This is a genomic window from Brevibacillus borstelensis (genome assembly GCF_037834415.1).
Taxonomy (GTDB): Bacteria; Bacillota; Bacilli; order Brevibacillales; family Brevibacillaceae; genus Brevibacillus; species Brevibacillus borstelensis_A.
The window spans coordinates 288,102-312,295 of record NZ_JAUMSJ010000002.1 but is presented as its reverse complement, the minus strand read 5'-3'; the positions used below and the strand labels follow the sequence as shown (position 1 = coordinate 312,295).

The window sequence follows — 24,194 nt, the reverse complement described above, 5'->3', positions numbered from 1 at the left end:
CCTTGAGACGATAGGTGGCATGCATGCTAAAAACACTGGATAACGCTCTGGAATTACTCAAGCACTTTACCCGGGAAAAACCGCAATGGGGAGTTCGTGAACTGGCCAAAGAAATGAATATCAGCCATACCGTTGTATACAGGATGTTGGCTACGTTTGAACGATACGGCTTTGTCAAACAGGAACCAAAAACAAAGAAGTACGAACTGGGGTTTAGCTTTTTGGAGTACGCTTCCACTCTCCGGGACAATCTGGATATAACGGAACTGATTTACCCGGTAATGAAACGGGTTGCCGAAGCAACGAATGAATCCGTTTTCTTGACCTGGCTGGACGGCTTGGAGGGCATCTGTCTGGAGATCGCGGAAAGCAGGCAGCAGGTGAAGTACGCGATGTCTATCGGCAGCAGGACGCTTTTGTACGCCGGCGCCTCCAACAAAGTGATTATGGCTTACTTGCCGGCAAGCACCCAATCAGCCATCATCGAAAAGGGACTGCGGCCGAGGACAGGCCATACAATTCAAGACAAGGAAGCGCTGTTGCAGGACCTGGCACGGATCAGGGAAGACGGATGGGCTTACTCTGTAGGCGAGTATACGGATACGGTGTTTGGCATCGCGGTGCCGCTGTTTTCTGGGGACAGGCAGGTTGTGGCATCGCTGACGATTGCGGGGCCGGATTACCGCATGCCGGCGGAGAAAGTGCCGGAAGCCTTGAGGGAGCTGCAAGCTGCGCAACAAGAGGTGCAGGCTATGCTGCAGCGCATTTTCTAGCACAAAGGAGGGGATTTGCATGAACAACATGAACAACGGAAAGAGTGAAAAGGAAAAACACCCTTCCATTTTTGAACCTTTTGCGTTGATTCTGAATATTGTTACTGCTGTTATTGGGGCGGTCATCGGGATGCAGCTGGTGGCCTCGCTCGGAATTACTCCAAATACGGCCATTATCGGTGCGCTTATCGCCATGCTGATCGCACGTCTGCCGATCACCATCTTTTCCAAGTACAAGTCGATTCATCGCCAAAATCTGGTGCAAACCTCGATTTCTTCCGCGACATTTGGTGCGGCCAACAGCCTGCTGATTCCTATCGGCATTCCGTTTGTGATGGGAAAGACCGAATTGATCATGCCGATGCTCATCGGTGCGGCTCTGGCGATGTTTGTCGATGCTGCTCTTCTCTATAAATTGTTTGACTCTCGCGTCTTCCCTGCGTCTGGTACATGGCCGGCGGGCGTAGCTACTGCGGAAGCCATCATCGCCGGGGATAAAGGCGGCAAGCGCGCAGCTCTGCTCGGTGTCGGGGCGGCGGGCGGTTTGCTCGGCTCCTGGCTCGGTATCTCGATGTCGGCGTTTGGCGTTGCCTTCATCGGAAACATCTGGGCGCTTTCCATGTTCGGGATCGGGCTGTTGCTCCGCCAGTACTCGGTACCGCTGTTCGGGGCAGATGTAAACCAGATGTTTATCCCGCACGGCTTCATGATCGGTGCCGGCGTCGTCGCACTGATACAGGTAACGATGATTATTTTGAAGCGCAAGAAAACAGAAGGTGCCAATGGCGGCGAAGCAGCTGCGGAAACGTATACGCGCAGCGACAAGGAGACGACCCGTGTACTCGGAGCCGGTTTTGTAGCGTATTTGATCATTTCCCTGGTGCTCGCGATTACGGGTGGACTGATGACAGAAATGTCGACGGGCATGTTTATCGGCTTTTTGATCTTCGCCGCTTTTGCCGCTTATTTGCACGAGCTGATCGTTGGGATTGCCGCGATGCACTCCGGCTGGTTCCCTGCGTTTGCGGTGGCGTTGATCACCTTGATTATCGGGCTTCTGGTAGGATTTCCGCCGGTAGCGCTTGCCCTGCTGGTCGGATTTAGCGCAGCGACGGGTCCCGCCTTTGCCGATATGGGCTACGACCTCAAGACAGGCTATATTTTGCGCGGCAACGGTCAGGACAAGGAGTTCGAATTGCACGGCCGCAAACAGCAGTACATCACGGGCATGATTGCGTTTGGCGTTGCTTTGATCACCGTCATGTTCACCTACAAAGGCTTCTTTGCCAGTGGGCTTGTCCCGCCAGTGGATGCCGTCTACGTGAAAACGATCGAAGCGGGGGCGTCCGCGGAGGTCGCGAAACAGCTCCTCCTCTGGGCGATTCCGGGCGCGATCATGCAGTTTGTAGGCGGCCCTAGCCGTCAGCTCGGCGTCCTGTTTGCAACGGGTCTGCTCATCCTGAATCCGGGTGCCGGTTGGGCGGTTCTTGCCGGGATTCTGATCCGGATCATCGTGCTGAAGCTGAAAGGCCAGGAAGCGGAAAGCTCGATGAGCATTCTCGCGGCTGGCTTCATCGCCGGCGATGCGATCTACAGCTTCTTTAGCTCCATGTTCAAATTCAGTCAAAAATAGGAGGGTGTGCCATGACGAAAATCCTGTTGGACGAACGCATGATGGAAGCTGCCGTGTATGGTGGAGCCGTACTCGGCGGAGGTGGTGGAGGCTGGATCGAAGAGGGGCTGCAAATCGGGCGGCTTGCTCTGGAAGTAGGGCAGCCTGTGCTGGTTTCCGATGACGAAATGGCTGACGACGACTTGCTCGTCACCGTTTCGCTGGTCGGAGCTCCCGCAGCCAAGGACAAATTCCTCAAGCCGATCCACTATGTTCGGGCACTGGAGCTTTTGTCGGAGAAGGTCAAAACACCGCTGAAAGGGATTCATACAAACGAAAACGGAGCAGGCACCAGCGTAAACGGCTGGTTCCAGGCGGCAGTCACCGGTCTGCCTATCGTCGACTTGCCGTGCAACGGCCGGGCGCATCCGACGGGAACGATGGGGTCGCTGAACCTGCATGAGCTGCCGGATTACGTCTCCCATCAGGCCGCTGCCGGCGGAAAGGGCGAGCGCTACGTAGAGATGAGCATTTCTTCTTCCATTGAAAAAGCAGCCTCGATGATCAGGAAGGTGTCCGTGGAGGCGGGCGGTCTGGTGGCCGTTGCCCGGAATCCGGTGACCGTCGCTTATGCCAGAGCAAACGGCGCGCCCGGCGGTATCACCCAGGCGATCAAGGTGGGCGAGGCGCTTCTCGGCAGCAAAGGGGAGGCGGCGATTGAAGCGGTATGCGCCGCACTGGGCGGCCGTGTCGTCATCGAAGGGGAAGTGCGCGAGTTCTCGCTGGAGACGACAGGCGGCTTTGACGTTGGCCGGGTCACGGTCGGCAGCACGGAGATGACGTTCTGGAACGAGTATATGACGCTGGAGCAAGACGGCAAGCGGCTGGGGACATTCCCCGACCTGATCATGACGCTGGATGCCCGGACAGCGCGCCCGATCGTTACGGCGGCGATAGAGAAAGGGCAGCAGGTAGCGGTGATTCACGTGCCTGCCGAAAAGCTGATCCTCAGCTCCACGATGCGCAATGAGGGTCTGCTCAAGCCGATTGAAAATGTGATCGGCAAAGAAATAGTCTCCTATCTGTAAGCGAAACGCTTCATCACAACCAAGACGGAGGGATCTTTCATGTCGTTGAAACAAACCATTACCGTATTTGAAACAATGGACAGTGCCTATGTAAGTGGAGAAACAATCAAAGGCCTGTTTGCCGATTATGCCGATGTGCACGTAACCGTTGAGACCGTTTCCGGGCAAAAAGGCAGCACAGACTTCGTGAAGATCGTCATTCCCGGCAAGGAAGGGAAATCCAGGGGCGGGACGGCTCCAACCTTCGGAATCATCGGACGTCTTGGCGGGATCGGCGCCCGCCCGAGCCGTATCGGTCTCGTATCCGACGCGGACGGCGCTGTCGCGGCTGTAGCGAGTGCGCTCAAGCTGGCGGAAATGCAAAAGCAGGGGGATGTGCTGAAAGGCGACGTGGTCATTACCACTCATATTTGCCCAAACGCGCCTACCCGTCCGCATGAGCCAGTCGATTTCATGGATTCGCCCGTCGACATTCTGACCATGAACAAGCATGAGGTTACGCCTGAGATGGAAGCGATCCTCTCTATTGATACAACCAAAGGAAACAAAGTCATCAACCACAAAGGAATCGCGATCTCGGCAACGGTAAAAGAAGGCTACATCCTGCGCATCAGCGACGATCTGCTGCGGATTATGGAGATGACGACCGGGCAGCTGCCGGTTACCTTCCCGATCACGATGCAGGATATTACTCCATATGGAAACGATCTCTACCACATCAACAGCATTTTGCAGCCATGTGTAGCGACCGATGCCCCTGTAGTCGGGCTGGCCGTTACGGCCCAGTCCGCTGTCCCAGGCTGCGGAACCGGGGCCAGCCACGAGGTGGACATCGCGCTCGCGGTGAAATACGCTGTCGAGGTGGCAAAAGAATACACCAACGGTACTTGCCGTTTTTACGACACCGATGAATTTGCCCGGATCACATCGCTGTACGGCTCCATGAAAGTGCTGCAGACATTGGGCAAATAAGTAAGGCGAGGGGAGCTTTCCCCTTGCTTTTTTTCACAGCCGGAAAAAGGAGAGGATGACCGTGAAACGCATTGGCATGATTACGATCGGGCAAGCGCCGCGCCCGGATGTTGCCCCAATCGTAGAGAAGTATCTCGCAGGAAGAGCCGAACTGATCCAGGCAGGAGTATTGGACGGGATGACGAAGCAAGAAGTGGAAGAACGCCTGTCTCCCGGACCGGGCGAATACGTGTTGACTTCCCGGATGGCGAATGGAGATGCGGCGGTCATGTCGCGCGAAAAAATCCAGCCGATCCTGCAGCGGAAGATCGAGGAGATGGAGAACAGCGGCATTCAGACAATGTTACTCCTGTGTACAGGTGTATTCCCGGGCCTGTCCGCCAAAAAAGCGTTCCTGATCGAACCGGATCATGTCATTCCTCCGACGGTGGCCGCGATGGTAAAGAGAAGCCGCCTCGGCGTACTCGTACCGCTCGTGGAGCAAAAGGAAGCATTAAAGGAAAAATATCATCCGCACGGATTGTTCCCCGTCTTTGCCGCGGCATCGCCGTATAAAAATGATGCAAAAAGCTTCCGGGAGGCTTGCGCAGAATTAAAAGAGAAGGCGGACATCGTGCTCCTGGACTGCATGGGATACACAGAGGAAGCCCGCGAGCTGGTCTCCGAGCTGACCGGATTGCCGGTCATTTTGTCCAATGCGATCATGGCGAAACTGGTGTCTGAAATGATCTAGGAAGGGTTGAACGAAAGATGAAGCTGATCGAAATCAGTAAGGGAATCTTGACCAATTGCATGGCGCTCAAGGCCGGAGAATCCTTTTTGGTGGTAGCCGACGACGCCAAGCGGGAGCTGGGCGAAGCGCTGTGGGAAGCGGGCCGGCAGCTCGGCGCCGAAGCGATGTTCGTCGTCATGAATCAACGCGAAAAATCCGGCCAGGAGCCGCCGGCAGCCATCAGCGAAGCGATGAAACGCTCCGATGTGGTCGTCTGCGTAACCCGGCATTCGCTCACACATACCAAGGCCCGGAAGGAAGCGGCCGCAAACGGCACGCGACTGGCCACCATGCCTGCCATCACCGAGGACATGTTCCTGGAGGGAGCGATCACTGCCGACTACTCCCAGGTAAAAGCATTGACCGAAAAGGTGACCGACCTGTTGACCAAGGCAAACACGATCCGCATCGAAAAGGAAGGCAAAGCGTTGACTTTCTCGATCAACGGCCGAAACGGCGTTCCGAGCACAGGCGTCTACGTCAATCCGGGTGAGTCGGGCAACCTCCCGTCCGGCGAAGCCTACATCGCCCCGGTGGAAGGAACTGCCGATGGCCAGATCGTCGTGGACGGCTCCATCGCCGGAATCGGCAAAATCGACAGCCCGCTCCACCTGACCGTTAAAGAAGGCCGCATCGTCCAGGCCGAGGGAGCCGCGGCTGACCGCCTGCTGCAAATCCTCGGCGACGGTGACGGCCGCCTGCTGGGCGAATTCGGCATCGGCACCAACGACAAAGCCCGGATCACCGGCGTCGTGCTGGAAGACGAAAAAGTGTACGGCACCATCCACGTCGCCTTCGGCAGCAACAACACCTTCGGCGGAACAATCGCCGCCGGTGTCCACATCGACCTGGTCGTAAAATCGCCGGATGTATACGCCGATGATGAGTTGATCATGAAGGACGGCAAGCTGCTGGTATAAGCGTATAAGCGTCTATTGAAGCGAATTTCACTACAAAAATAGCGATAGCAGCAGTAGAGAGAAAAAAGGATCGAACAGCGCTTGCGAAGCGGTTCGATCCTTTTTTGCGAATTGGCTTTACGAGCGAAAGTTTGCCGGAAGCCACAGTCTTTCTTCTTTAAAATACTTACAGAACGATCGGTAAAAACAAAAGCTGTAGAGATGAAACAGAAGAAAAAAAGCGAAGGCCTTTGGGACACATCCCAGGCTCCCTTCCAAAAGCGGGACACGCTCTTCGCGTCCAACCTCGAAGATGCATCCTCGAACCATCTGCTTTTGGACGCGGTCCCGCTTTTGGAAGGGAGCCGGACAGTGAATCCCCCACGCAGTGTCCCACCGAGCCTGGAGCGTTTTTCTTCTGTTTCATCTCCTCCACCAAAGCCCGAACTCTAGTAATCAAAAAAGATCGGCCAGATCCTCATCTAATCGACTAACCCTTATAGCTAAAAAAGAGGACAGAAGAAATATTCCACCCCTGATCATAGCAATCGAAATTCGACAGAAAATCGCAACCAGTCGTCTGAAATCACAGCCTATCCCGAGCGTATGACTTCTTACGCAGTCCCCAATGTCACGCCCAACTCCTGCAAATACTGCCGATACGCGATACTCACCCGGTCGCACTTGAGGGACAACTCCATCTGCAAATCAAGCGGCAAATCCTCCGGCTTTTGATTTTCCACAATCGGCTTGTCCTGGGCAAAAATCATGTTTTGAAACTCAACGATTTCCTCGTCGGCAGTACCCGTTTCGTAGTTAAAGGAAAGGACGCCGTAAGCAACCGTCTTCCCTTCATCCGTCGGTGCGACAGTCAGAAGAATCGACATCAGATGCCCCGTTTCCCGGTCGCGTTTGGTAAATTTCACGGATAGCGGACGAAGGATTTCATACGTGTAGTACACGTGCTTGGCCTGCCCGCTCCCATCCGGGTCAGGCTGAAAGACGGCGATTTCATCGGAGTAGATGGATGTTTCATTCCGGTGGACGCGGTAATCGCCGATCTCCCTGCGTTCAGCCACCCCCAAATACCCTTCGTGAACGACAGCCAGATGTCCCACATCGAGGAAGTTTTCCACGACGCGCGGCGGTTTCGCGTTGACGCTCTGGGGCCCCCAGACGACATTGCGAAAACCGGGCTCGCCAAACTCCGGCAGCGGGAACATCTCAGGCTGATGGTTCCCCAGGTTGACCCAGATAAAGCCGTACCGCTCCGTACATCCGTAGGACAGTGCACGGGCCTTTACGGGGATGGCTTGATCCTCGGGAAGCTGGGGAATCTTGACACAGGCCCCCGTGGCTGTATATTCCCAGCCGTGATAAGGACAGACGAGCTTGCCGTCGCGGACACAGCCCAAGGAAAGGGCCGCGCCGCGGTGGATGCATAAATCCTTGAATGCATGTACACCTTCGTCATTGCGAAACAGGACAATTCGCTCGCCCATGATCACGACCTGCATCGGCTGATCCTGCAAATCCGTGGAACGGCAAGCGACGATCCAGTCGTTTCTCAGTACAGTATCTTGAACCATTGTAATGGACACCCTTCCTTCTCAACTTCCGTGCAGCATTCATTTATTTTGCGGACATTTTCTTCATCATTTTAGCCGTTGCAGACAAAGGGAGTCAACAAAAACACGAACAATATTTTTTTATATAGAGAAGTCATTCGATTTTTATGTACAAAATAAATCGATTGCCCTATAATCTGGCGTATAACATTCGTTTATAGCTGAAGGACATAGGGAGGCATAAAGGTGGAGCAGCAGCGCGAAGACGTTCGCCTTGTCGTGGGCGTCGATGACAAGATTAGTGTGGGAAAAGCTTTTTTGCTCGGCTTGCAGCATGTATTGGCCATGGACCTGTACATTGCCCCGATTATCATTGCAGGACTTTTAACATTGGATACTTCCAGCACGTCCTTTTTTATCCAAATGTGCTTTTTGGCTACCGGTATCGGCACGCTGATCCAGACCGGATTCGGAATTCGACTGCCGGTTGTCCAGGGCCCTTCTTACGTGCCGATTGGCGCTTTGGCGGCGATCGGCAGCAAATTGGGCATGGGAGCGATGATCGGAAGCATCATCCCGGGAGCGCTGCTCATGGCGTTTGTCGGCTATCCGCTGAAGTGGTTTGCAAAAGCCGTTCGCCGGTTCATTCCCCCGTTGGTAGGCGGGACAGTGATAGTCATCGTCGGAATCGCGCTGATGCCCACCGCCATGGGGAATATTTACCATGCGCCCGGAAGCATCGGCATAAACAGCCTGATCGCTGCTGTATCGGCGGCGGTATTGGTCGCCTGTATGCTGCTGGGACAGAAGGCAGGGAAGGCAGGCACGTTTTTCCGCCTCGTATCCGTATTGATCGCGATCTTTGTCGGGACGGTAACGGCAGCGTTCTTCGGAGGCGTTGACTTCAGTCCGGTCAAAAGCGCCGCGTGGCTTTCTTTGCCGAAGTTTTTCCCGTACGGAGCCCCTGTGTTTGACATCAGTGCGATCCTTACCATGGTGTTCGTTTATCTGATCATCATGATCGAAACGACGGGAACCTGGTTTGTCGTTTCTTCTGTCACGGGCAAGGAGCTGACGGAAGAGCGGCTAAACCGCGCTTCTCTCGGCGAGGGCCTGGGCTGCTTTGTAGGCGCGTTGTTTGGCGGAACGCCGATGACCGGGTATTCCTCCAATGCCGGACTGCTCGCCGTAACGGGAGTGGCGAGCCGCATGGCAATCATGGCGGGAGGCCTCATCCTTATCGCGCTCGGATTGGTGCCGAAGCTGTCCGCGGCTATTACCTGCATCCCCGAGCCAGTCATCAACGGCATCTTCGGCATCGTCTGCGTAGCGATTGTGACCAACGGTTTAAAGGTCATCCAGCATATCACCATCGACGAGCGCAACATGATGGTCATCGGTCTGCCGATTCTGCTGACCATCGCTGTCACAGTCCTGCCCAAGGATGCCCTCCAGGGCGCCCCTGACTTCGTCAACTACATCCTCTCCTCCAACATTACGGTAGGTGCGCTTGCGACCTTAATCCTGAACCAGCTCATCCCGGAAAAGGGCTGGGCAAAAAAAGGAGTACCGGCTGAGAGCCGATCATAAAAAAATCTTTGCAAAGACAAAGAAAGACGAACACGAGAAGGGTGCCCCAGAAAGCGGGCACCCTGATTTTTTCGTCTGTTTCATCTCCTCCCCCAAAGCCCGCCCCAAGCTCTTTATCTTTAAGAAGATACAATTTCAAACGACTCGGTAACCACAATGCTCCCTTCAACCGATTGCACCATCGGACAATTTTTCCTGGCAAGCTCAACCGCTTTCTTAACCTTGTCCGCCTGCAGCTGTCCGCCCGAGATGACAAAGTGCAGATGGATTTTCTCCACCCGGTTTGCCTGCTCCTCGTTTCGCACCACGTCTGCTGTCACCTTCATGTCGCTGCAGGGCATCCTCATCTTTTCCAACACCTTGCGCAACACGCCCCCGCTGCAGACGGCAATGGAGGAAACAAGCAGTTGAAACGGGCGAAACCCGTACTGCTCGTCACCGGATACGTGAAGATCTCCATAAGAGAGCTTGGCGACAAAGCCATTTTCCTTCGCTGTGAATTCCATAAAGCGGCAAACCTCCTCGCATAATCTGTCTTGCCCCCCCATTATAAAGAAACAGCAGCCTCGCCTGAACAAAAAAAGCGCAAATGGCAGCAATAGACGGACTACCTCTGAGGAGAGTCCGGCGCGATTCCGAAAAGTTGTGCCAGATAGTCATTGGCAAACAGGTTATGCGGGTCCCATTTTTCTCTGACTGCCAAAAAGTCGCCCAAGCGCGGGTAGGCCTTGTGCAACCCGGCAATGTCCATCCCGTGCATTTTTCCCCAGTGAGGGCGGCCTTCGTGTTTCCAAAAGATTTCTTCGATGCAGGAAAAGTAGGCTTGATAAGGCATGCCTTTGTACATGTGGACGGCGATGTAGGCGGAGTCTCGCTCATAGGCAGGACTGAGCCAGATATCGTCCTTTTTTACGTAGCGGCACTCGATGGGGAAATGGACGGCAAAGCGGTGCCGCTCGATCGCTTCCTGAATCTCTTCGACGACTTCTTTCATCCGATCGGCGGGAACGCTGTACTCCATCTCGTGAAAACGCACGAGGCGAGGGGTGGCAAAAAGGCGGTGACTGAGACCGGCTCCCGAGACGGAAGGAACCGCTTTGGCGGAAAGCCGACTGACGGATGGGCACAGGGAAGGGAACAGGCGGCAGCTTTCGGAGAGGAGCCAGAAAAAGCCGTTTTCCAATACGAGCTGCTTGAAATGATTCCAGCGAAGATGAGGACTGGGGGGCTCAGCGGTTTCATTCATGCGTTTGGCCTGGACGAGCCGGGAGTAGGGGAACAGAAAAAACTCAAAATGGCGGTTTTCCGTCCGCCAAGTGTCCAGTTGGTCCAGACAGGTTTCGACGGAAAGGCGCATGCTTTCGTATCGAAGCTTCAGCAGCGGGATGACGCGAAGGCGTACCTTGACGATCACCCCGAGCAGACCGAGGGACACCTGCAAGGCCGGAAACAGGGAGGGGTGGCTTTCTGTCGAGCAATTCAGCACCTCGCCCGCAGCGGTCACGATCGTAAGGCCGACGACCTGCGTGGACAGACTGCCAAAGCGGATGCCGGTGCCATGGGTGCCTGTGCTGACCGCTCCGGCGATGGATTGGGCATTGATGTCGCCCAGGTTTTCTTGGGAAAGCCCGTGGCTGCAAAGCTGGTCGCCAAGCGCTTTGAGCTTGGTGCCCGCCCAAACCTCGACGATTCCTTTCTCTGGATCTACGCTGGCCAGCCCTTGCAGCCGGTCAAGCGATATCAGGCATTCGTCAGTCTGGACCAGACGGGTAAAAGAGTGGCCGGAACCGACTGCGCGGATTCGCAGCCCTTGCTCGACGCATTGCTTTACAATGCCGACCACATCATCCACGCTTTCCGGGAAAACGATCCGGCTTGGTCGGCTCTTCACGGTGCCCGCCCAGTTTTTCCACTGCATTCCCGCTTTGCTCACGACTGTCATAAGCCATCCCCCCTGTAGGTCGTCACTTCTTTCAGGATACGCCCATCCGACACGCAGTAGAGCCGGGAAAAGTGCTCGCAAAGCTCGCCGGCCTTGGCATGGCGGAAGAAGATCGGATCGCCCAGCTTCAAAGTCTCATTTCCCCGGTAGCGAACCGGTGTCTGCACCTCGCCAGCCCCTTCGTTTGGCAAAAGAGAAGCACCTTTCGGCAAGTAAGGCTTGGGCAGTTTGTCCCTCCCGGCTGCACCCGAGGCGACGAAACCGCCTCCGGCGCAGGTGAAAACACCGGGTACAGGCTTGCGAACGATCTCGACAGCGTAGCCGACCGCCGGCTGGGAGCGAAAATCGATGTAGTTGTCGAAAAGGGCGGGAGCAAAGAAGCCGGAACCAGCCGTTACCTCGGTAATCGCGGCCTCTTTTCCTGTCCAATGCAGGCTTCCGGTTCCGCCGCCGTTAAAAAAGCGGAGGGATATCCCCATCTGCCGGACGATTTCCAGGAGCAAGGCGCGTCGGTCGCGAATCTCGCGTCTGGATACATGCTTGAGCATCCGCACCAGGATGTTTTTGAAAAGGCTTTTCGGGACGCGGTCGCCCACGCCGGCAATCTGGGCTTCGTAGCCCATCAAGCCCGCTACGTGCAGGTGATCGGAGGCGGCGATGCGGCGCAGGACGTAGAGAGCCTGTTCGATTGACCGCACAGATGAACGCCAGACGCCGAAGTGGAGTCCGAGGATGTCGGTGGACATGTCGGCGTCGAGACATACAGGCAGCCGTACCCTCATTTGACGAGCGAACTTTTCCAGGTGGTCGACATGCTCGACCGCATCCACCATGAATGTAATCGTATGTCCGTCCCGGACGGCGCCAGCCAGCTTCTCCAGCCAGACCGGCTCCCATACCGGGTATCCGAGCAGCAGGTCATCCAGACCGTGGTTGGTCAAATGGAGGGCCTCCGGCGCCGAATAGCACATGATCCCCTGAAAGCAGTCGTCAAGCTCCAGCAAATGCTTCAGAAGCGCGACGCTGCGAATCGATTTGCTGGCAATGCGAATCGATTTTCCCTGACTTCGCAAGCGAATCTGCTGGGCATTGATCCCAAGGAGATCCAGGTCGACAAAGGCCAAAGGCTTGGGGATTCCTGTAAATATGGATTGATAGTAGCGGTAATCGCGCATGGAACAGCCACCCTCCCGCAATACGCTGCTTTCACTCATCATAGTACAAATATTCCGTTTATTCCTGAATTATTTGTATTTTACTCGATAAGCACAAAATAGAAAATTTGGCACACTTCTTTTTGAACATTTTGTGATAAACTAACTGACGTATAATTTATCGATATATAGACAACTGGGGGTGCTCGTGCATTTATGGCTTTTTTGGAGAATCTCGTAGCAGTTTTCAATGATTTCCTGTGGTCGAAAATTCTCATCGCTGTGCTTATCATCTTAGGTATTTATTTTACTTTTCAATCAAAATTCGTACAATTTCGAATGGCAGGAGAAATGTTCCGGCTTCTGGGCGAAGGAGCGAAGGGGACAGGAAAGAAAAAAGGCAGCATTTCCTCCTTCCAGGCTTTTTGCATCAGTACCGCGTCGCGGGTCGGGACCGGAAACCTGGCCGGTGTAGCCATGGCGATCTCTGTCGGGGGGCCTGGGGCTGTTTTCTGGATGTGGCTGATCGCCCTGATCGGTTCTGCTTCCGCGTTCGTGGAAAGCACATTGGCTCAAATCTACAAGGTGAAGGACGCGAGCGGCTTTCGCGGCGGCCCGGCCTACTACATGGAGCAAGGGTTGAAAAAGCGCTGGATGGGCGTGCTGTTCGCCATCCTGATCACGCTCTGTTTCGGTTTTGTGTTTAACGCCGTGCAGGCCAATACGATCACGCAGGCGTTTCAGACAGCCTATGGCGTTAACCGCACGCTGATGGGAGTCATCCTTTCTGTAGTAACTGGCATTATCATTTTCGGCGGTGTCAAGCGGGTTGCGAAGGTAGCCGAATTCCTCGTTCCCTTCATGGCTGGGGCCTATGTGCTGGTTGCGCTCTTCGTCGTTGTGACCAACATCGGACAGCTGCCTGGCGTGCTGGCGCTGATCGTCAAGTCGGCATTTGGCATGGAGCAGGTGGTGGGAGGCGGTCTCGGGGCCGCGATCATGCAGGGAATCAAGCGCGGACTGTTTTCCAACGAAGCGGGGATGGGGAGTGCAGCCAATGCCGCGGCTACAGCAGATGTAACCCACCCGGTCAAGCAAGGGCTCATTCAGGCCCTGGGCGTTTTTGTCGACACCTTGCTCGTTTGCAGCGCTACCGCGTTTATCGTTCTGCTCTCCGGCATGTATACGACAGAAGGGCTGGACGGAATCGCCCTCACCCAGGCCGCGCTCAGCTCGCACGTAGGCGGCTGGGCAAGCTCGTTTGTCGCCCTGATCGTCTTCCTGTTTGCATTCAGCTCGGTGGTGGGCAACTACTACTACGGCGAAACCAACATCGAATTTATCAAGTCGGACAAGAAGTGGCTGACGATTTACCGCCTGCTGGTAGTGGGCATGGTAATGTTCGGATCGGTAGCCAAAATCAGCATTGTCTGGGATCTCGCCGACCTCTTCATGGCCTTGATGGCACTCCTCAACCTGTTTGCCGTCGCCGTGCTGGGAAAAGTCGCATTTGCCGCCCTGAAGGATTATGCGAAACAAAAGAAAGCAGGCAAGAACCCGGTATTCCACGCAAGCGCCATCCCAGGCCTCGCGAAGGTCGAGTGCTGGCCAGAGGAAGCGCGCGAGAAAAAAGCAGTGTCATAACATTGGTTGAAAGCGATGGGCAGGAGTGGTCCTTTAAACAGGGGACCACTCTTTTTTCATATATGAATGTGGGTATTGGCAATCTTCCTGGATTAGCTAAAAACGGCCAGTAAAAAACCAACAGCTGTAGAGATGAAACAGGAGAAAAACGCGAAAGGTCTTTGGGACGCCAACCCAGACTTCATTCCAAAAGTGGAACATGCCTTTAGCGTCCAACTCTGAGATGCCCCCCTGAATAAGCTGCTTTTGGACGCGGTTCCACTTTTGGAATGAAGTCGGCCAGTCTAACCCCCAGCAGGTGTCCCACCGAACCTGGAGCGTTTTTCTCCTGTTTCATCTCCTCCACCAAAGCCGGAACGACAGTTTTTTTCAAACCACGAATATTCGGATTTAATGTTCGTGTTTACGTTGTCAGACGACTGATCTCTTACTGTATTTCCGCCCAAAATCAAAAAAAGACGAATAAAAATCATCCAACTGATTGACATGATTCATCATCTGCGATATCATGCAAATTGTTGCGAATACAAATGTTGAAAAATGAAAATCCGACAGATTCGTATATCCTCAGAAATAAGGTTTGAGGGTCTCTACAAGGAACCGTAAATTCCTAACTACGAATGGGTGTATCGCTATACCCGTTCGCGTGTTGGGTTTTTTTATTGCGAGGAGGATATGAACATGAATAATATGAACAACAAATACGATGTCATTGTAGTAGGCGCCGGACCAGCGGGAATCTTCGCCGCTTATGAGCTGACGCTGAAAGCGCCAAAAGCAAAAGTCCTGTTGATCGATAAAGGCCATGATATTTACTCGCGCCGCTGTCCGATTCTGGAGGAGAAAATCAAGCTTTGCCCACCGCCGGCAGGGAAGAAGGATTTCGCGGGCTGTCTGCCGGCCTGTTCGATCACTGCCGGGTTTGGCGGAGCCGGTGCGTACAGCGACGGCAAATTTAACATCACCACCGAATTCGGCGGCTGGATGACCGACTACTTGGCTCCATCCCAGGTGCTGGATTTGATCAAATACGTGGATGCCATCAACCTGAAGCACGGAGCGACGACGACGATTACCGACCCGACGACCGAAACGATCAAAAGCATCGAGCAGCGCGGATACGCGGCAGGACTGAAGCTGCTGCGGGCCGAGGTGCGCCACCTGGGCACGGAGCAAAACCTGGAGATTCTCAAGTCCATCTTTGAATACTTGAAAGAGCGCATCGACATGATGTTCAAGACCGAGGTAGAAGACATCCTGACGGTGAAGGAAGCCGACGGTCACCGCATGCAAGGCGTGGTGCTGAAAAACGGCGAGGAATACTTCAGCGACAACGTGATGATCGGACCGGGCCGCGACGGTTCCGCCTGGCTCACAGGGATTTTGAAAAAGCGCCGTCTGAAGATGTACAACAACCAGGTAGATGTCGGGGTGCGCGTCGAGACCTCCGACGTCGTGATGCGGGAGATCAATGAGCATCTGTATGAAGGGAAGTTCATCTTCAACACCTCGGTCGGCACAAGAGTCCGCACTTTCTGCAGCAATCCGTCCGGCCACGTGGTCGTGGAAAACCACAGCGGCGTCATGGCGGCAAACGGCCACTCTTACAAGGACCCTGCGCTGGGCTCGCAGAATACCAACTTTGCCCTGCTCGTCTCGCACAAATTTACCGAGCCGTTTGACAAGCCGAATGAATACGCGCGCGAAATTTGCAAACGGGCCAACGATCTCTCCAATGGCGGCGTCATCGTCCAGAAGTACGGAGACATTTTGCGCGGGCGCCGTTCCACCGAGTCCCGCATCCGCGAAGGTTTTCTGGAGCCGACGCTCAAGGAAGCCGTTCCCGGAGATTTGGGCCTGGTTCTGCCGTACAATACGATGAAAAGCCTGATCGAAATGGTGGAGGCGCTGGACAAGGTAACGCCGGGAATCGCTTCCGAGCACACGCTGTTCTACGGCGTGGAGGCGAAATTCTACTCGGCCCGTCCCAAGCTGAACGAGGAGTTCGAGACGGAAATCAAAGGACTGTACTGCGGCGGCGACGGTGCGGGCATTACCCGCGGACTGGCACAGGCCGGGGCAGCGGGTGTATGGATCGCGCGCAATATCATCAAAAAGACGTTGCAGTAATGCGGTCATATAAAATGAAACAGCAGGTGCTCCAAAGTCTCAGGCAGACAGCGGGGCACCTGCTTTTTTGCAAATCGCGGAGACGGCGGGGGCATGCAGAGCAGGCGGTCAGGAATTGGTGGCCATGATGGCAAGCGGCCCTTGCTCGCTTGCAACCGACTCCAGATCGGAGACGGGGATCGGGAACATCGGAAATCCAACGTAGTACGGGACAATTTCATACAGCTGAAAATAGACAACCAGCGCTTTGTCGGCAAGGTAGTAGTCCTGATCCGGCTTGATCGAGCCGAATGGGCCCAAGGTCGGGATTTGCCGCCGCCTGATCTGCTGCCTGATGTTTTCCGAGAGAACGCGAACGTAGGCGCTGCCAGGTTTAAACAAATCGCGAAGCGGGTATATCTTCCCTGTCTGGACATCTGCCGTAAGGGATTTTACAAAGGTCATGCCATGAGCCATCGGGGCCGTGTAGGCGTAGTTGCTCAGCGTCACGCTGAAAATGCCGCGCTCATTGCTCTTGATCTCGTAGTTCCCTAGCATCTCTGTTTGCCCTGCCACTTGCACCTTCTTTTGCTCGCGTATCAGGTCCTGAACGATGTGGAACAAGGCAGCGTTTGATCTGCTGTTCGGCTTTGCGATTGGCGAGGCCGGCCAGTTCCAGTCATCAGCCTATTCGGGAGCCGCTCTATTGGTCAGCGCAGTGAATCGAAAAAGACGAGGGATGCATCTTTGGTACCAGACGAATGATGGAACTTTTTTCACACTTTTTAACATTATTCGTAGTCGCTGGGTCTTTTCTCAGTCTATAATGGCATCAAGAGTATTATGCAAGTACGACAGGCACGAGGGGGTACATATGTTTCAGTTGGTTCGCAACACCTTGACGAACAAGGAAGGCTTTATGATTTTTATTTTATGGAATCATCTCTGGATCGCCGGTTGGATCGCGTACCAGATGGACGTGAATTTCTGGAAGGTCACCTCCGCTGGATTGCTGGCAACGCTGATCGTTTCGCCGCTGTACTTCATTCGCAAGGACAGCTACTTGATCCGGTATTTGGTCGGAATTGGATTCCTCTATTATTCTATCGCATTTGACCACTATACCCCGCTTCAAGAGATCTCTTTTCTCGCGTTCATCGTGCTCGGCTTTTTGGCGGCCTATCTCGACTGGAAGCTGATCGTATCGGCTGGCGCGATGCAGATTGCCGCGACGTTAATCGGGTTTTACACCGGCTCTTACCAGCTGTTTGACGGCGATTTTTCCGAAGTCAATCTGCTGCTGCGTATCGTCGCTTTCGTCCTGATGATCGCGGGACTCACCTATCTCTGTCTGGCTGGACAAGCGTCGCTGGCAAAAGCGGACAGCGCGAGAAGGGAAGCCGAAGACAAGGAGCAGCGCCTTGAAGAATTGCTGCAGAATATCAAAATGGTAACGGAGCAAGTGGAGCGTACCTCCGTGCATGTCCATGAGCATGCCGAGACGACCAGACGCAACACGGATGAAATGATGATCGCCTTTAAGGAAGTGGCGACCGGAATGGAGTCTCAGGCCAATTCCACTGTGAAGATCGAGGAAGAAGTGCAGTCGATCGACCAGGAAATTGTCACTGTCAACGAACAAGCTAGTGTCATGAAGGTAGAAGCGGATCAAAACAGCCGCCGTCTGGCAGGCAGCATCGGCATGATGAACGAGCTTTCCCGGCAGATGGAGCAAATCGTCCAGGCGGTCAATGTGGCGTCTGCGACGATCCGCCAGCTGAACAAGCAGGCCAACAAGGTCGAGGAAATCGTCCAGACGATCAACCAAATCGCCACGCAGACGAACCTTCTCGCACTGAATGCGGCGATCGAATCGGCGCGGGCGGGAGAGCATGGGCGAGGCTTCGCTGTGGTGGCGGACGAGGTGCGCAAGCTGGCTGAGCAAAGCGCGACAGCCACGCAGGAGATCGCCGAAATATTGCAGTCGCTGCATCATGAGAGCGAAAATGCCGTGAAGCACATGAGCACAGGCGAAGTGTCGGTAGCAAAAGGACAGGAGCTGGCGGTGGAGACAGTCGCCTCCATCGAGACAGTCCGGGCAGGCATGGAAGCGTTCCTGGAGGCGGTTGAGCATGTCCGCACGAGCATGGATCGCGTGAAAATGCGCTCCGGGGAAGTGGCGGCCGAGATGTCTACGATTACGGCTGTTACCGAGGAGTCTGTCGCCAACCTGGAGGAATTGTTTGCTACGGCAGAAAACCAGCATCAAAAGGTGCGGGAGATCACCGAGGAGCTGGGCGAGCTGAACGCCTTGTCCACGAAGCTGCAGAAATCGTTTCAGCGATAATCGCAATGTTTGAAATTACAGAAAAAACAATTGCTTTTTTCATTTGATCTGCTAGAATGAATTCATTATCAATTAAATAGTTTCACCTTACCTTATCAAGAGCGGCGGAGGGACTGGCCCGATGAAGCCCGGCAACCACTGTGCACACGTGCACAGAAAGGTGCCAATTCCTACAGAACCTGTTTGGGTTCTGAGAGATGAGGAAGAGGTTGGCGATATACGGCAAACTCTTCCTCCGGGAAGAGTTTTTTCTTTGTTCAAAGGGGGGTTTTTGACGAACATTATGATTTTTAAATATAATATGATTCGTGTTTAAAGGGTTATTTACTAAGTTAAATGCTTTTTTCATCAAGTAATTATTACAAAAACGAATATTACTGTTCGGAATTGCGATAGGAGAGAGGACACCATGAAAAAATTGCTTTTGGCAGTAACGACATTTGCTTTACTGACTGCCGGGTGCTCGACAAGCAGCAGCGCTCCCGAAGACAAGGGACAAGCCCAGACAGGCGGACAGGAGACGGCGAAAAAGCGGATCGCGCTGGTGCTTCCGGAGAAAATCGGGGTAAACCCGTTCTTCCAGCAGATGGACGATGGAGCGAAAAAAGCCGCTCAGGAATTCGGAGTGGACGTCAAGACGATTGAGTCCACAGACCACGGAGCCATCGAGGAGAATATCCGTGTGGCAGTGGCAGAACAATACGATTTGATCATCACGTCTTCCTTTGAAGCGGAGGATGCGCTGAAAAAGGTAGCGACAGAAAATCCTGACCGCACCTTTGCCATCATCGATACGCAAGTCGATTTGCCCAACGTCCGCAGCGTGATGTTCCGCGAGCAAGAGGCTGCTTACCTGGTCGGAGCGGCTGCCGGCCTGGCAACCAAAAGCAGCAAGGTGGGGATCGTCGCGGCGATGGACATTCCGATCCTGAAGAAATGGACAGTCGGTTTCCAGGAAGGTCTGAAGGCAACCAATCCGAACGCGGAAGTGCAGATCAACTACGTCGGCAGCTTCAGCGACCCGGCAAAAGCGAAGGAACTGGCGCTGCTGCAGGCTTCAAAAGGGGCGGACTTTATCTATGGCGCAGCAGCTGTAGGAGATCTTGGGGTGTTTGAGGCAGCTAAGGAAAAAGGCTTCTACACCTCCGGCCAGGACGTTGACCGCACCAGCATCGATCCTGAGCACATCGTCCTGTCTCAGCCGAAGGGAACGGACTCCGCCGTGTACGAAACGGTGAAGGCCTTTGTGGACGGCAGCCTGAAGCCGGGCGTAGTCGCCTACGGACTGAAAGAGAACGGCGTCGGCGTAACCTACGTAACACACGACAGCAAAACGCCGCTGAACGCGTTCATTGGAGAAGAGGTCGTCAGCAAAGTGAAAGCGATCAAGGATGAGATCGTTGCAGGGACGAGGACCGTTACGGACCCGCTGAAACAATAACGAAAGCGCTGATTCGAAAACCGGCTACCCGAGCGTAGTCGGTTTCCTGCTCTACTGGGAGGAAAAAAGAGGGAGGGAAGAAAGTGGCGAACCGACTGGAAATGCGGGGCATGACCAAGCGTTACGGCAATTTTACCGCCAATGACAACGTCTCGTTTACGTTGAAAGAAGGGGAAGTCCATGCGATCGTCGGAGAAAACGGGGCAGGAAAAACGACGCTGATGCGAATGCTGTACGGAATGGAGCAGCCCACTGCAGGAGAAATCGCAGTAAATGGCAAGCCGGTCGTCTTTCGCGGACCGGAAGACGCGATCCGCCACGGGATTGGCATGGTTCACCAGCACTTCATGCTGTTTGCCGACTTCACCGTTGCGGAAAATATCGTGATCGGCTACGAGCCGAAGCGCAACGGGCTGTTTCAGCGAAAGGAAGCGGCAAGTGCCGTCCGCTCGCTCAGCGAACGCTACCGGATACCGATCGACGAGAACGCCAAGGTATCCAGCTGCTCCGTAGGGGAGCAGCAGCGTGTGGAAATCCTCAAGGTGCTGTATCAGGGCGCGGATATTATCGTGCTGGACGAGCCGACGGCGGTGCTCACGCCGCTGGAGGTAAAGGAACTGCTGCAGACGATCCGCCATTTGGCCGAAAGCGGCAAAAGCGTCATTTTGATCACGCACAAGCTCCAGGAGGTCATGGAGGCAGCGGATCGCATCACAGTCCTGCGCGGAGGGCGCGTGACCGGTACGGTTTCCCGAAGCGAGACCAATGCCGACGATCTCGCTCGCCTGATGGTCGGCCGCGAGCTGCAGCAGCTCAGCGACCGGGTCAGTCTGGAAGGAAAGCCGCTTTTGGGGGTGCAAGGCCTGAGCGTCCGGGAAAAGCAAACGGTTGTGGACAATGTGACGTTTACCGTTCATCATGGGGAGATCGTCGGGATCGCCGGGGTTTCCGGCAACGGGCAATCGGAGCTTTTGGAGGCATTGACCGGGCTTCGGACCGTCGCGGAAGGGAAGATCTACCTGGGAGAAAAGGACGTGACCGGCCAGTCGGTGGCGGCGATTCGCGAGGCGGGATTGGCCCACATTCCCGAAGACCGCTACCTGTGGGGAACAGCAAAACTGGAAAGCGTCGAGGAAAACGCGCTGATGGGCTATCAGCGAAAGCCGGCGTACACCCGCCGCGGCATCGTTTTGCGAAGCAAATTCCGCCGTGTCGTGGAAGAGTGGGTCGAGCGGTTCGCGATCAAGACAGGCTCGCTTCATTTGAAAGAGCAGGCAGGAAATCTTTCCGGAGGCAATCTGCAAAAGCTGATCGTCGCCAGGGAACTGGGACAGAATACACCGCTGCTGATCGCGGCCGAGCCTACCCGCGGCGTTGACATCGGAGCGATGGAATACATCCATCAGGCTCTGCTGGAAAAGCGAAACAACGGAGACGGCATTCTGCTCGTCTCGTCTGAATTGACGGAAATTTTGGCGCTGTCCGACCGGATTCTGGTGATGTACAAAGGGAGGATCGCCGGGGAGCTGATGCGTTCGGAAGCGACGGAGGAGAAAATCAGCGTGTTGATGGCAGGAGGAAGCGTATATGGCAGCAGTCAAGCAGCTATGTAAATCGTTGGTTCAGCCGCTGCTGGCAGTGATCATCGGCCTGTTGACAGGCGCGCTTGTCATCGCCGCTGTGGGCGAGTCGATTATCGGTACGTATCAAGAGATGTGGAAAGGAGCGTTTGGCAGCTTTTATTTCCTTACTTCCACTCTGGCCCGGGCCACGCCGATCATGCTGATCGGATTGGGCTTGTCGCTCGCTTTCCGAGCCGGGGTTTTTAACCTGGGGGCCGAGGGGCAGATGGTGACGGGAGCGATCAGCGCGACATTGGTGGCGCTGTATTTACCTGCGCCGGGATTCGTCAAAATGGTTGCCGCCCTTCTCGCCGGCGTGCTTGCCGGCGGGCTGTGGTCGCTTTTTGCCGGGTATTTGGAGGCGCGCTTCCGGATTCAATTGCTGATTTCCTCTCTGCTGCTGAACTATGTGGCCGTCTTGTTTGCTGGCTACCTCGTCAGCGAGCCGTTCCAGGACAAAACCGGATCGGCTGCCATGGCCCAGACCCCGATGCTGGAAAAAAGCGTCTGGCTGCCCAAGCTGTTCGCCGGGATGAGCGTCCATGCCGGCTTTCTGTTTGCCTTGGCCGCCGCTCTTTTGATCTTTTTCGTCATCCGCTTTACCCCGTTCGGGTACGAGGTGAAAATGCTCGGGCAAAACCCGTTCTTTTCCCGGTATGGCGGGGTGAACAGAGTACGGGTCATGCTCACAGGCATGTTTTTCAGTGGCGGACTGGCCGGATTGGCCGGAACTGTCGAGGTATTGGGCTCGCACTATCGGTATGTGGAAGGCGCCCTGACGCTCCCGAACTTCGCCTGGACCGGGCTGATGGCGACCTTGCTGGCGAATTCCCACCCGATTGGCGTCGTGTTTACTTCCTTGCTGCTCGCGGCACTGCAGACCGGTGCCATGGGCGTGGAACGGAATACGGATGTGCCGTTGGAGCTGGCCAGTGTGATTCAAGCAGTTTTAATTTTGTTTATATCAGCTAAATTCAGTTATGACTGGTGGAAAAATCGCAACAACAAGAGGAGGGAATCTCATGGAGCTGTTTGACTGGTCCCTCGTCAGTTCCACCATCCGCATGGTGACGCCGATTTTGCTTGCCGCTCTGGGCGGGGCGCTCTGCTCGCGCGTCGGTATCTTCAACGTCGGTCTGGAGGGGCTGATCCTGGTTGGCGCATTTTCCGCCATCGTCGGCAACCACTTTACCGGGAGCCTGCTGCTGGCTTTGCTGTTTGCGGCTCTCGTGACCGTACTGTTTTCGCTGTTGTTTGCGTATATGACGATCGGCCTGCGGGCCAATGAGATCGTCGTCGGTGTCGCGATCAACTTCCTCGGGCTGGGGCTGACCACGTTTGCCCTGCGCGCCATCTTTGATGTAAAAGGCGCTTTTTACGACAAGGACATGGCTGGGCTGCCGCAGTGGCAAATCCCGCTGATCAAGGATATTCCCGTGATGGGTGATATATTTTCCGGGCATTCTCCGCTGGTTTACCTCGCCTTTTTGGCTGCGGTTCTGCTGCATCTTTTCTTCACCCGGACCGTTACCGGCTTTCGCGTGCTGGCTGTCGGCATGAACACGACCGCAGCCCGAAGCCTGGGGCTGAAAGCGACTCGTCTGCAGGTGCTGGCCATCGTCATGTGCGGCGTGCTGTGCGGGATGGCGGGAGCCCAGCTGTCGCTCGGACAGGTTACGATGTTTACGGAAGGCATGACGGCAGGGCGCGGCTTTATCGCACTGGTGGCGATGATGCTGGGGCAAGCCCATCCGCTCGGCATCGTCGCCTCCAGCTTCCTGTTTGGCTTGATGGACGCCTTGAGTATTCGTCTGCAAGGCTTTTCGCTGCCGACGCAGTTTACCGCCATGCTGCCGTATGCTCTGACGATCGCGGCGATGTTTTTCCTGAAGGACAAGGGCGCTTCGTCGGCTAATTCCAGCCAGCAAAGCACGCGATAGCTGATAGCGGAGCGGAGTATGAACATTTTCATCTACGACATAAAGGGGAGAGGCTCGGATGAACAAGGCAGATCGAATTAAACGGATGAAGGTGCCGGCCGTAGACCCTGCTTTGGCAATAAGGCTGCCGCCGGGTCAGGTGCTGACGGAGAGATTTCCGATCCTGCACGAAGGGGAGGTTCCGGTCTACGATCTGCAGACATGGACGCTTCGGGTGTTTGGGGAAGTGGAGCGGGAAGTGACGCTTGGATACGAGGAAATCCGGGCCATGCGGCAAAGTGTACTGACGTGCGACATTCATTGCGTGACCCGGTGGTCCCGCTTTGACAACCGATTTGAAGGCGTCCGGTTTTGCGACTTTTTGAAAGCTGCGGGCATCGTGCCGAAGGGCGAGTACGTCATGCTGCACGGCGACCACGGATATACGGCCAACCTGGCTTTGTCCGATCTGGATCGGAATGACGTCCTGCTGGCCCATTCCTTTGACGGAGAGCCGTTGACGGACAAGCACGGATGGCCGCTGCGCATGATCGTGCCCCACCTCTACTTTTGGAAAAGCGTGAAATGGCTGCGGGGGATTGAATTTACCAAGGAAAACAGACCCGGCTTTTGGGAACAGAACGGCTTTCATCTGAACGGAGACCCGTTCCGCGAAGAGCGGTTCTCCGGCGAAGCGCTGCCGATCCCGGAAGACGAATGGGAGAAAAAGGAGTTTGATTGA

The 24,194-nt window shown here is 54.9% G+C and carries 21 protein-coding genes and 2 riboswitches; of the genes, 15 read left to right on the top strand and 6 right to left on the bottom strand.

Annotated features, from left to right (window positions below):
• Positions 1-23: 23 nt before the first annotated feature.
• The 6 genes from Q3F21_RS03265 to Q3F21_RS03240 are packed head-to-tail and all read left to right on the top strand — an operon-like array spanning position 24 to position 6,137.
• A complete protein-coding gene (locus Q3F21_RS03265; RefSeq protein WP_340250035.1) occupies positions 24-773 on the top strand; it encodes an IclR family transcriptional regulator in 750 nt (249 codons plus the stop codon).
• 19 nt (positions 774-792) lie between these two features.
• Positions 793-2,406 carry an OPT/YSL family transporter gene (locus tag Q3F21_RS03260; protein WP_340250034.1) on the top strand — a complete coding sequence of 538 codons (1,614 nt, stop codon included), beginning with the start codon at positions 793-795 and terminating at the stop codon, positions 2,404-2,406.
• A gap of 11 nt (positions 2,407-2,417) precedes the next feature.
• Entirely contained in the window at positions 2,418-3,473 is a 1,056-nt protein-coding gene (locus Q3F21_RS03255) for a DUF917 domain-containing protein (protein ID WP_340250033.1), read from the top strand.
• A gap of 39 nt (positions 3,474-3,512) precedes the next feature.
• Positions 3,513-4,445: a DUF1177 domain-containing protein gene (locus tag Q3F21_RS03250; RefSeq protein WP_340250032.1), complete on the top strand. Its 933-nt coding sequence runs from the start codon at positions 3,513-3,515 to the stop codon at positions 4,443-4,445.
• 55 nt (positions 4,446-4,500) lie between these two features.
• The gene (locus tag Q3F21_RS03245; protein ID WP_340250031.1) at positions 4,501-5,178 is read left to right on the top strand and encodes an AroM family protein; all 678 of its coding nucleotides are present in this window, start codon (positions 4,501-4,503) and stop codon (positions 5,176-5,178) included.
• Positions 5,179-5,195: 17 nt separating this feature from the next.
• Entirely contained in the window at positions 5,196-6,137 is a 942-nt protein-coding gene (locus Q3F21_RS03240; protein WP_340250030.1) for an aminopeptidase, read from the top strand.
• Between the two features lie 593 nt (positions 6,138-6,730).
• Here Q3F21_RS03240 and Q3F21_RS03235 read toward each other — a convergent pair.
• Entirely contained in the window at positions 6,731-7,705 is a 975-nt protein-coding gene (locus tag Q3F21_RS03235) for a Rieske 2Fe-2S domain-containing protein (protein ID WP_340250029.1), read from the bottom strand.
• Positions 7,706-7,930: 225 nt separating this feature from the next.
• On the opposite strand from Q3F21_RS03235, the gene Q3F21_RS03230 reads away from it, so the two are divergent.
• Complete coding sequence (locus Q3F21_RS03230) at positions 7,931-9,274, top strand: nucleobase:cation symporter-2 family protein (protein ID WP_340250028.1); 1,344 nt, start codon at positions 7,931-7,933, stop codon at positions 9,272-9,274.
• A gap of 119 nt (positions 9,275-9,393) precedes the next feature.
• Here Q3F21_RS03230 and Q3F21_RS03225 read toward each other — a convergent pair whose 3' ends face one another.
• The 3 genes from Q3F21_RS03225 to Q3F21_RS03215 all read right to left on the bottom strand — a co-directional run bounded on the left by Q3F21_RS03225 (position 9,394) and on the right by Q3F21_RS03215 (position 12,391).
• Complete coding sequence (locus Q3F21_RS03225; protein WP_340250027.1) at positions 9,394-9,780, bottom strand: OsmC family protein; 387 nt, start codon at positions 9,778-9,780, stop codon at positions 9,394-9,396.
• Positions 9,781-9,881: 101 nt separating this feature from the next.
• Positions 9,882-11,216, bottom strand: coding sequence for a D-arabinono-1,4-lactone oxidase (locus tag Q3F21_RS03220; protein WP_340250026.1), 1,335 nt, complete (start codon positions 11,214-11,216; stop codon positions 9,882-9,884).
• Positions 11,213-12,391, bottom strand: coding sequence for an amino acid deaminase/aldolase (locus Q3F21_RS03215; protein WP_340250025.1), 1,179 nt, complete (start codon positions 12,389-12,391; stop codon positions 11,213-11,215). Before Q3F21_RS03215 ends, Q3F21_RS03220 begins: the two co-directional genes overlap by 4 nt.
• 195 nt (positions 12,392-12,586) lie before the next feature.
• Between Q3F21_RS03215 and Q3F21_RS03210 the strand changes: the two genes are divergently transcribed.
• Positions 12,587-14,014, top strand: coding sequence for an amino acid carrier protein (locus Q3F21_RS03210; RefSeq protein WP_340250024.1), 1,428 nt, complete (start codon positions 12,587-12,589; stop codon positions 14,012-14,014).
• A gap of 205 nt (positions 14,015-14,219) precedes the next feature.
• Here Q3F21_RS03210 and Q3F21_RS03205 read toward each other — a convergent pair whose 3' ends face one another.
• Complete coding sequence (locus Q3F21_RS03205) at positions 14,220-14,351, bottom strand: hypothetical protein (RefSeq protein ID WP_340250023.1); 132 nt, start codon at positions 14,349-14,351, stop codon at positions 14,220-14,222.
• Positions 14,352-14,551: 200 nt separating this feature from the next.
• Positions 14,552-14,651, top strand: a riboswitch (purine riboswitch).
• A 53-nt stretch (positions 14,652-14,704) separates the two neighbouring features.
• Between Q3F21_RS03205 and Q3F21_RS03200 the strand changes: the two genes are divergently transcribed.
• Positions 14,705-16,144: an NAD(P)/FAD-dependent oxidoreductase gene (locus Q3F21_RS03200; protein ID WP_340250090.1), complete on the top strand. Its 1,440-nt coding sequence runs from the start codon at positions 14,705-14,707 to the stop codon at positions 16,142-16,144.
• A 108-nt stretch (positions 16,145-16,252) separates the two neighbouring features.
• Here Q3F21_RS03200 and Q3F21_RS03195 read toward each other — a convergent pair whose 3' ends face one another.
• On the bottom strand, positions 16,253-16,699 hold the full coding sequence (locus Q3F21_RS03195) for a DUF3298 and DUF4163 domain-containing protein (protein ID WP_340250022.1): 447 nt from the start codon (positions 16,697-16,699) through the stop codon (positions 16,253-16,255).
• 298 nt (positions 16,700-16,997) lie between these two features.
• Here Q3F21_RS03195 and Q3F21_RS03190 point away from each other — a divergent pair, with 298 nt between their 5' ends.
• From Q3F21_RS03190 to Q3F21_RS03165, 6 genes are all read left to right on the top strand, one after another.
• A complete protein-coding gene (locus Q3F21_RS03190; protein ID WP_340250021.1) occupies positions 16,998-18,470 on the top strand; it encodes a methyl-accepting chemotaxis protein in 1,473 nt (490 codons plus the stop codon).
• An 89-nt stretch (positions 18,471-18,559) separates the two neighbouring features.
• Positions 18,560-18,674: riboswitch (SAM riboswitch) on the top strand.
• Positions 18,675-18,879: 205 nt separating this feature from the next.
• Complete coding sequence (locus tag Q3F21_RS03185; RefSeq protein WP_340250020.1) at positions 18,880-19,911, top strand: BMP family lipoprotein; 1,032 nt, start codon at positions 18,880-18,882, stop codon at positions 19,909-19,911.
• Positions 19,912-19,994: 83 nt separating this feature from the next.
• Positions 19,995-21,524: an ABC transporter ATP-binding protein gene (locus tag Q3F21_RS03180; protein WP_340250019.1), complete on the top strand. Its 1,530-nt coding sequence runs from the start codon at positions 19,995-19,997 to the stop codon at positions 21,522-21,524.
• Positions 21,499-22,569 (top strand): ABC transporter permease, encoded by a 1,071-nt coding sequence (locus Q3F21_RS03175; RefSeq protein WP_340250018.1) that lies wholly within the window; start codon positions 21,499-21,501, stop codon positions 22,567-22,569. The genes Q3F21_RS03180 and Q3F21_RS03175 overlap by 26 nt, the downstream gene beginning before the upstream one ends.
• On the top strand, positions 22,556-23,473 hold the full coding sequence (locus Q3F21_RS03170) for an ABC transporter permease (RefSeq protein WP_340250017.1): 918 nt from the start codon (positions 22,556-22,558) through the stop codon (positions 23,471-23,473). Before Q3F21_RS03175 ends, Q3F21_RS03170 begins: the two co-directional genes overlap by 14 nt.
• 58 nt (positions 23,474-23,531) lie before the next feature.
• A complete protein-coding gene (locus tag Q3F21_RS03165) occupies positions 23,532-24,194 on the top strand; it encodes a sulfite oxidase-like oxidoreductase (protein ID WP_340250016.1) in 663 nt (220 codons plus the stop codon).

Coding starts and splice junctions, on each gene's coding strand:
- Q3F21_RS03265 (WP_340250035.1), top strand. CDS start 24: ATGCTAAAAACACTGGATAACGCTCTGGAATTACTCAAGCACTTTACC.
- Q3F21_RS03260 (WP_340250034.1), top strand. CDS start 793: ATGAACAACATGAACAACGGAAAGAGTGAAAAGGAAAAACACCCTTCC.
- Q3F21_RS03255 (WP_340250033.1), top strand. CDS start 2,418: ATGACGAAAATCCTGTTGGACGAACGCATGATGGAAGCTGCCGTGTAT.
- Q3F21_RS03250 (WP_340250032.1), top strand. CDS start 3,513: ATGTCGTTGAAACAAACCATTACCGTATTTGAAACAATGGACAGTGCC.
- Q3F21_RS03245 (WP_340250031.1), top strand. CDS start 4,501: ATGACCGTGAAACGCATTGGCATGATTACGATCGGGCAAGCGCCGCGC.
- Q3F21_RS03240 (WP_340250030.1), top strand. CDS start 5,196: ATGAAGCTGATCGAAATCAGTAAGGGAATCTTGACCAATTGCATGGCG.
- Q3F21_RS03235 (WP_340250029.1), bottom strand. CDS start 7,705: ATGGTTCAAGATACTGTACTGAGAAACGACTGGATCGTCGCTTGCCGT.
- Q3F21_RS03225 (WP_340250027.1), bottom strand. CDS start 9,780: ATGGAATTCACAGCGAAGGAAAATGGCTTTGTCGCCAAGCTCTCTTAT.
- Q3F21_RS03220 (WP_340250026.1), bottom strand. CDS start 11,216: ATGACAGTCGTGAGCAAAGCGGGAATGCAGTGGAAAAACTGGGCGGGC.
- Q3F21_RS03215 (WP_340250025.1), bottom strand. CDS start 12,391: ATGCGCGATTACCGCTACTATCAATCCATATTTACAGGAATCCCCAAG.
- Q3F21_RS03210 (WP_340250024.1), top strand. CDS start 12,587: ATGGCTTTTTTGGAGAATCTCGTAGCAGTTTTCAATGATTTCCTGTGG.
- Q3F21_RS03205 (WP_340250023.1), bottom strand. CDS start 14,351: ATGAAACAGGAGAAAAACGCTCCAGGTTCGGTGGGACACCTGCTGGGG.
- Q3F21_RS03200 (WP_340250090.1), top strand. CDS start 14,705: ATGAACAACAAATACGATGTCATTGTAGTAGGCGCCGGACCAGCGGGA.
- Q3F21_RS03190 (WP_340250021.1), top strand. CDS start 16,998: ATGTTTCAGTTGGTTCGCAACACCTTGACGAACAAGGAAGGCTTTATG.
- Q3F21_RS03185 (WP_340250020.1), top strand. CDS start 18,880: ATGAAAAAATTGCTTTTGGCAGTAACGACATTTGCTTTACTGACTGCC.
- Q3F21_RS03175 (WP_340250018.1), top strand. CDS start 21,499: ATGGCAGCAGTCAAGCAGCTATGTAAATCGTTGGTTCAGCCGCTGCTG.
- Q3F21_RS03170 (WP_340250017.1), top strand. CDS start 22,556: ATGGAGCTGTTTGACTGGTCCCTCGTCAGTTCCACCATCCGCATGGTG.
- Q3F21_RS03165 (WP_340250016.1), top strand. CDS start 23,532: ATGAACAAGGCAGATCGAATTAAACGGATGAAGGTGCCGGCCGTAGAC.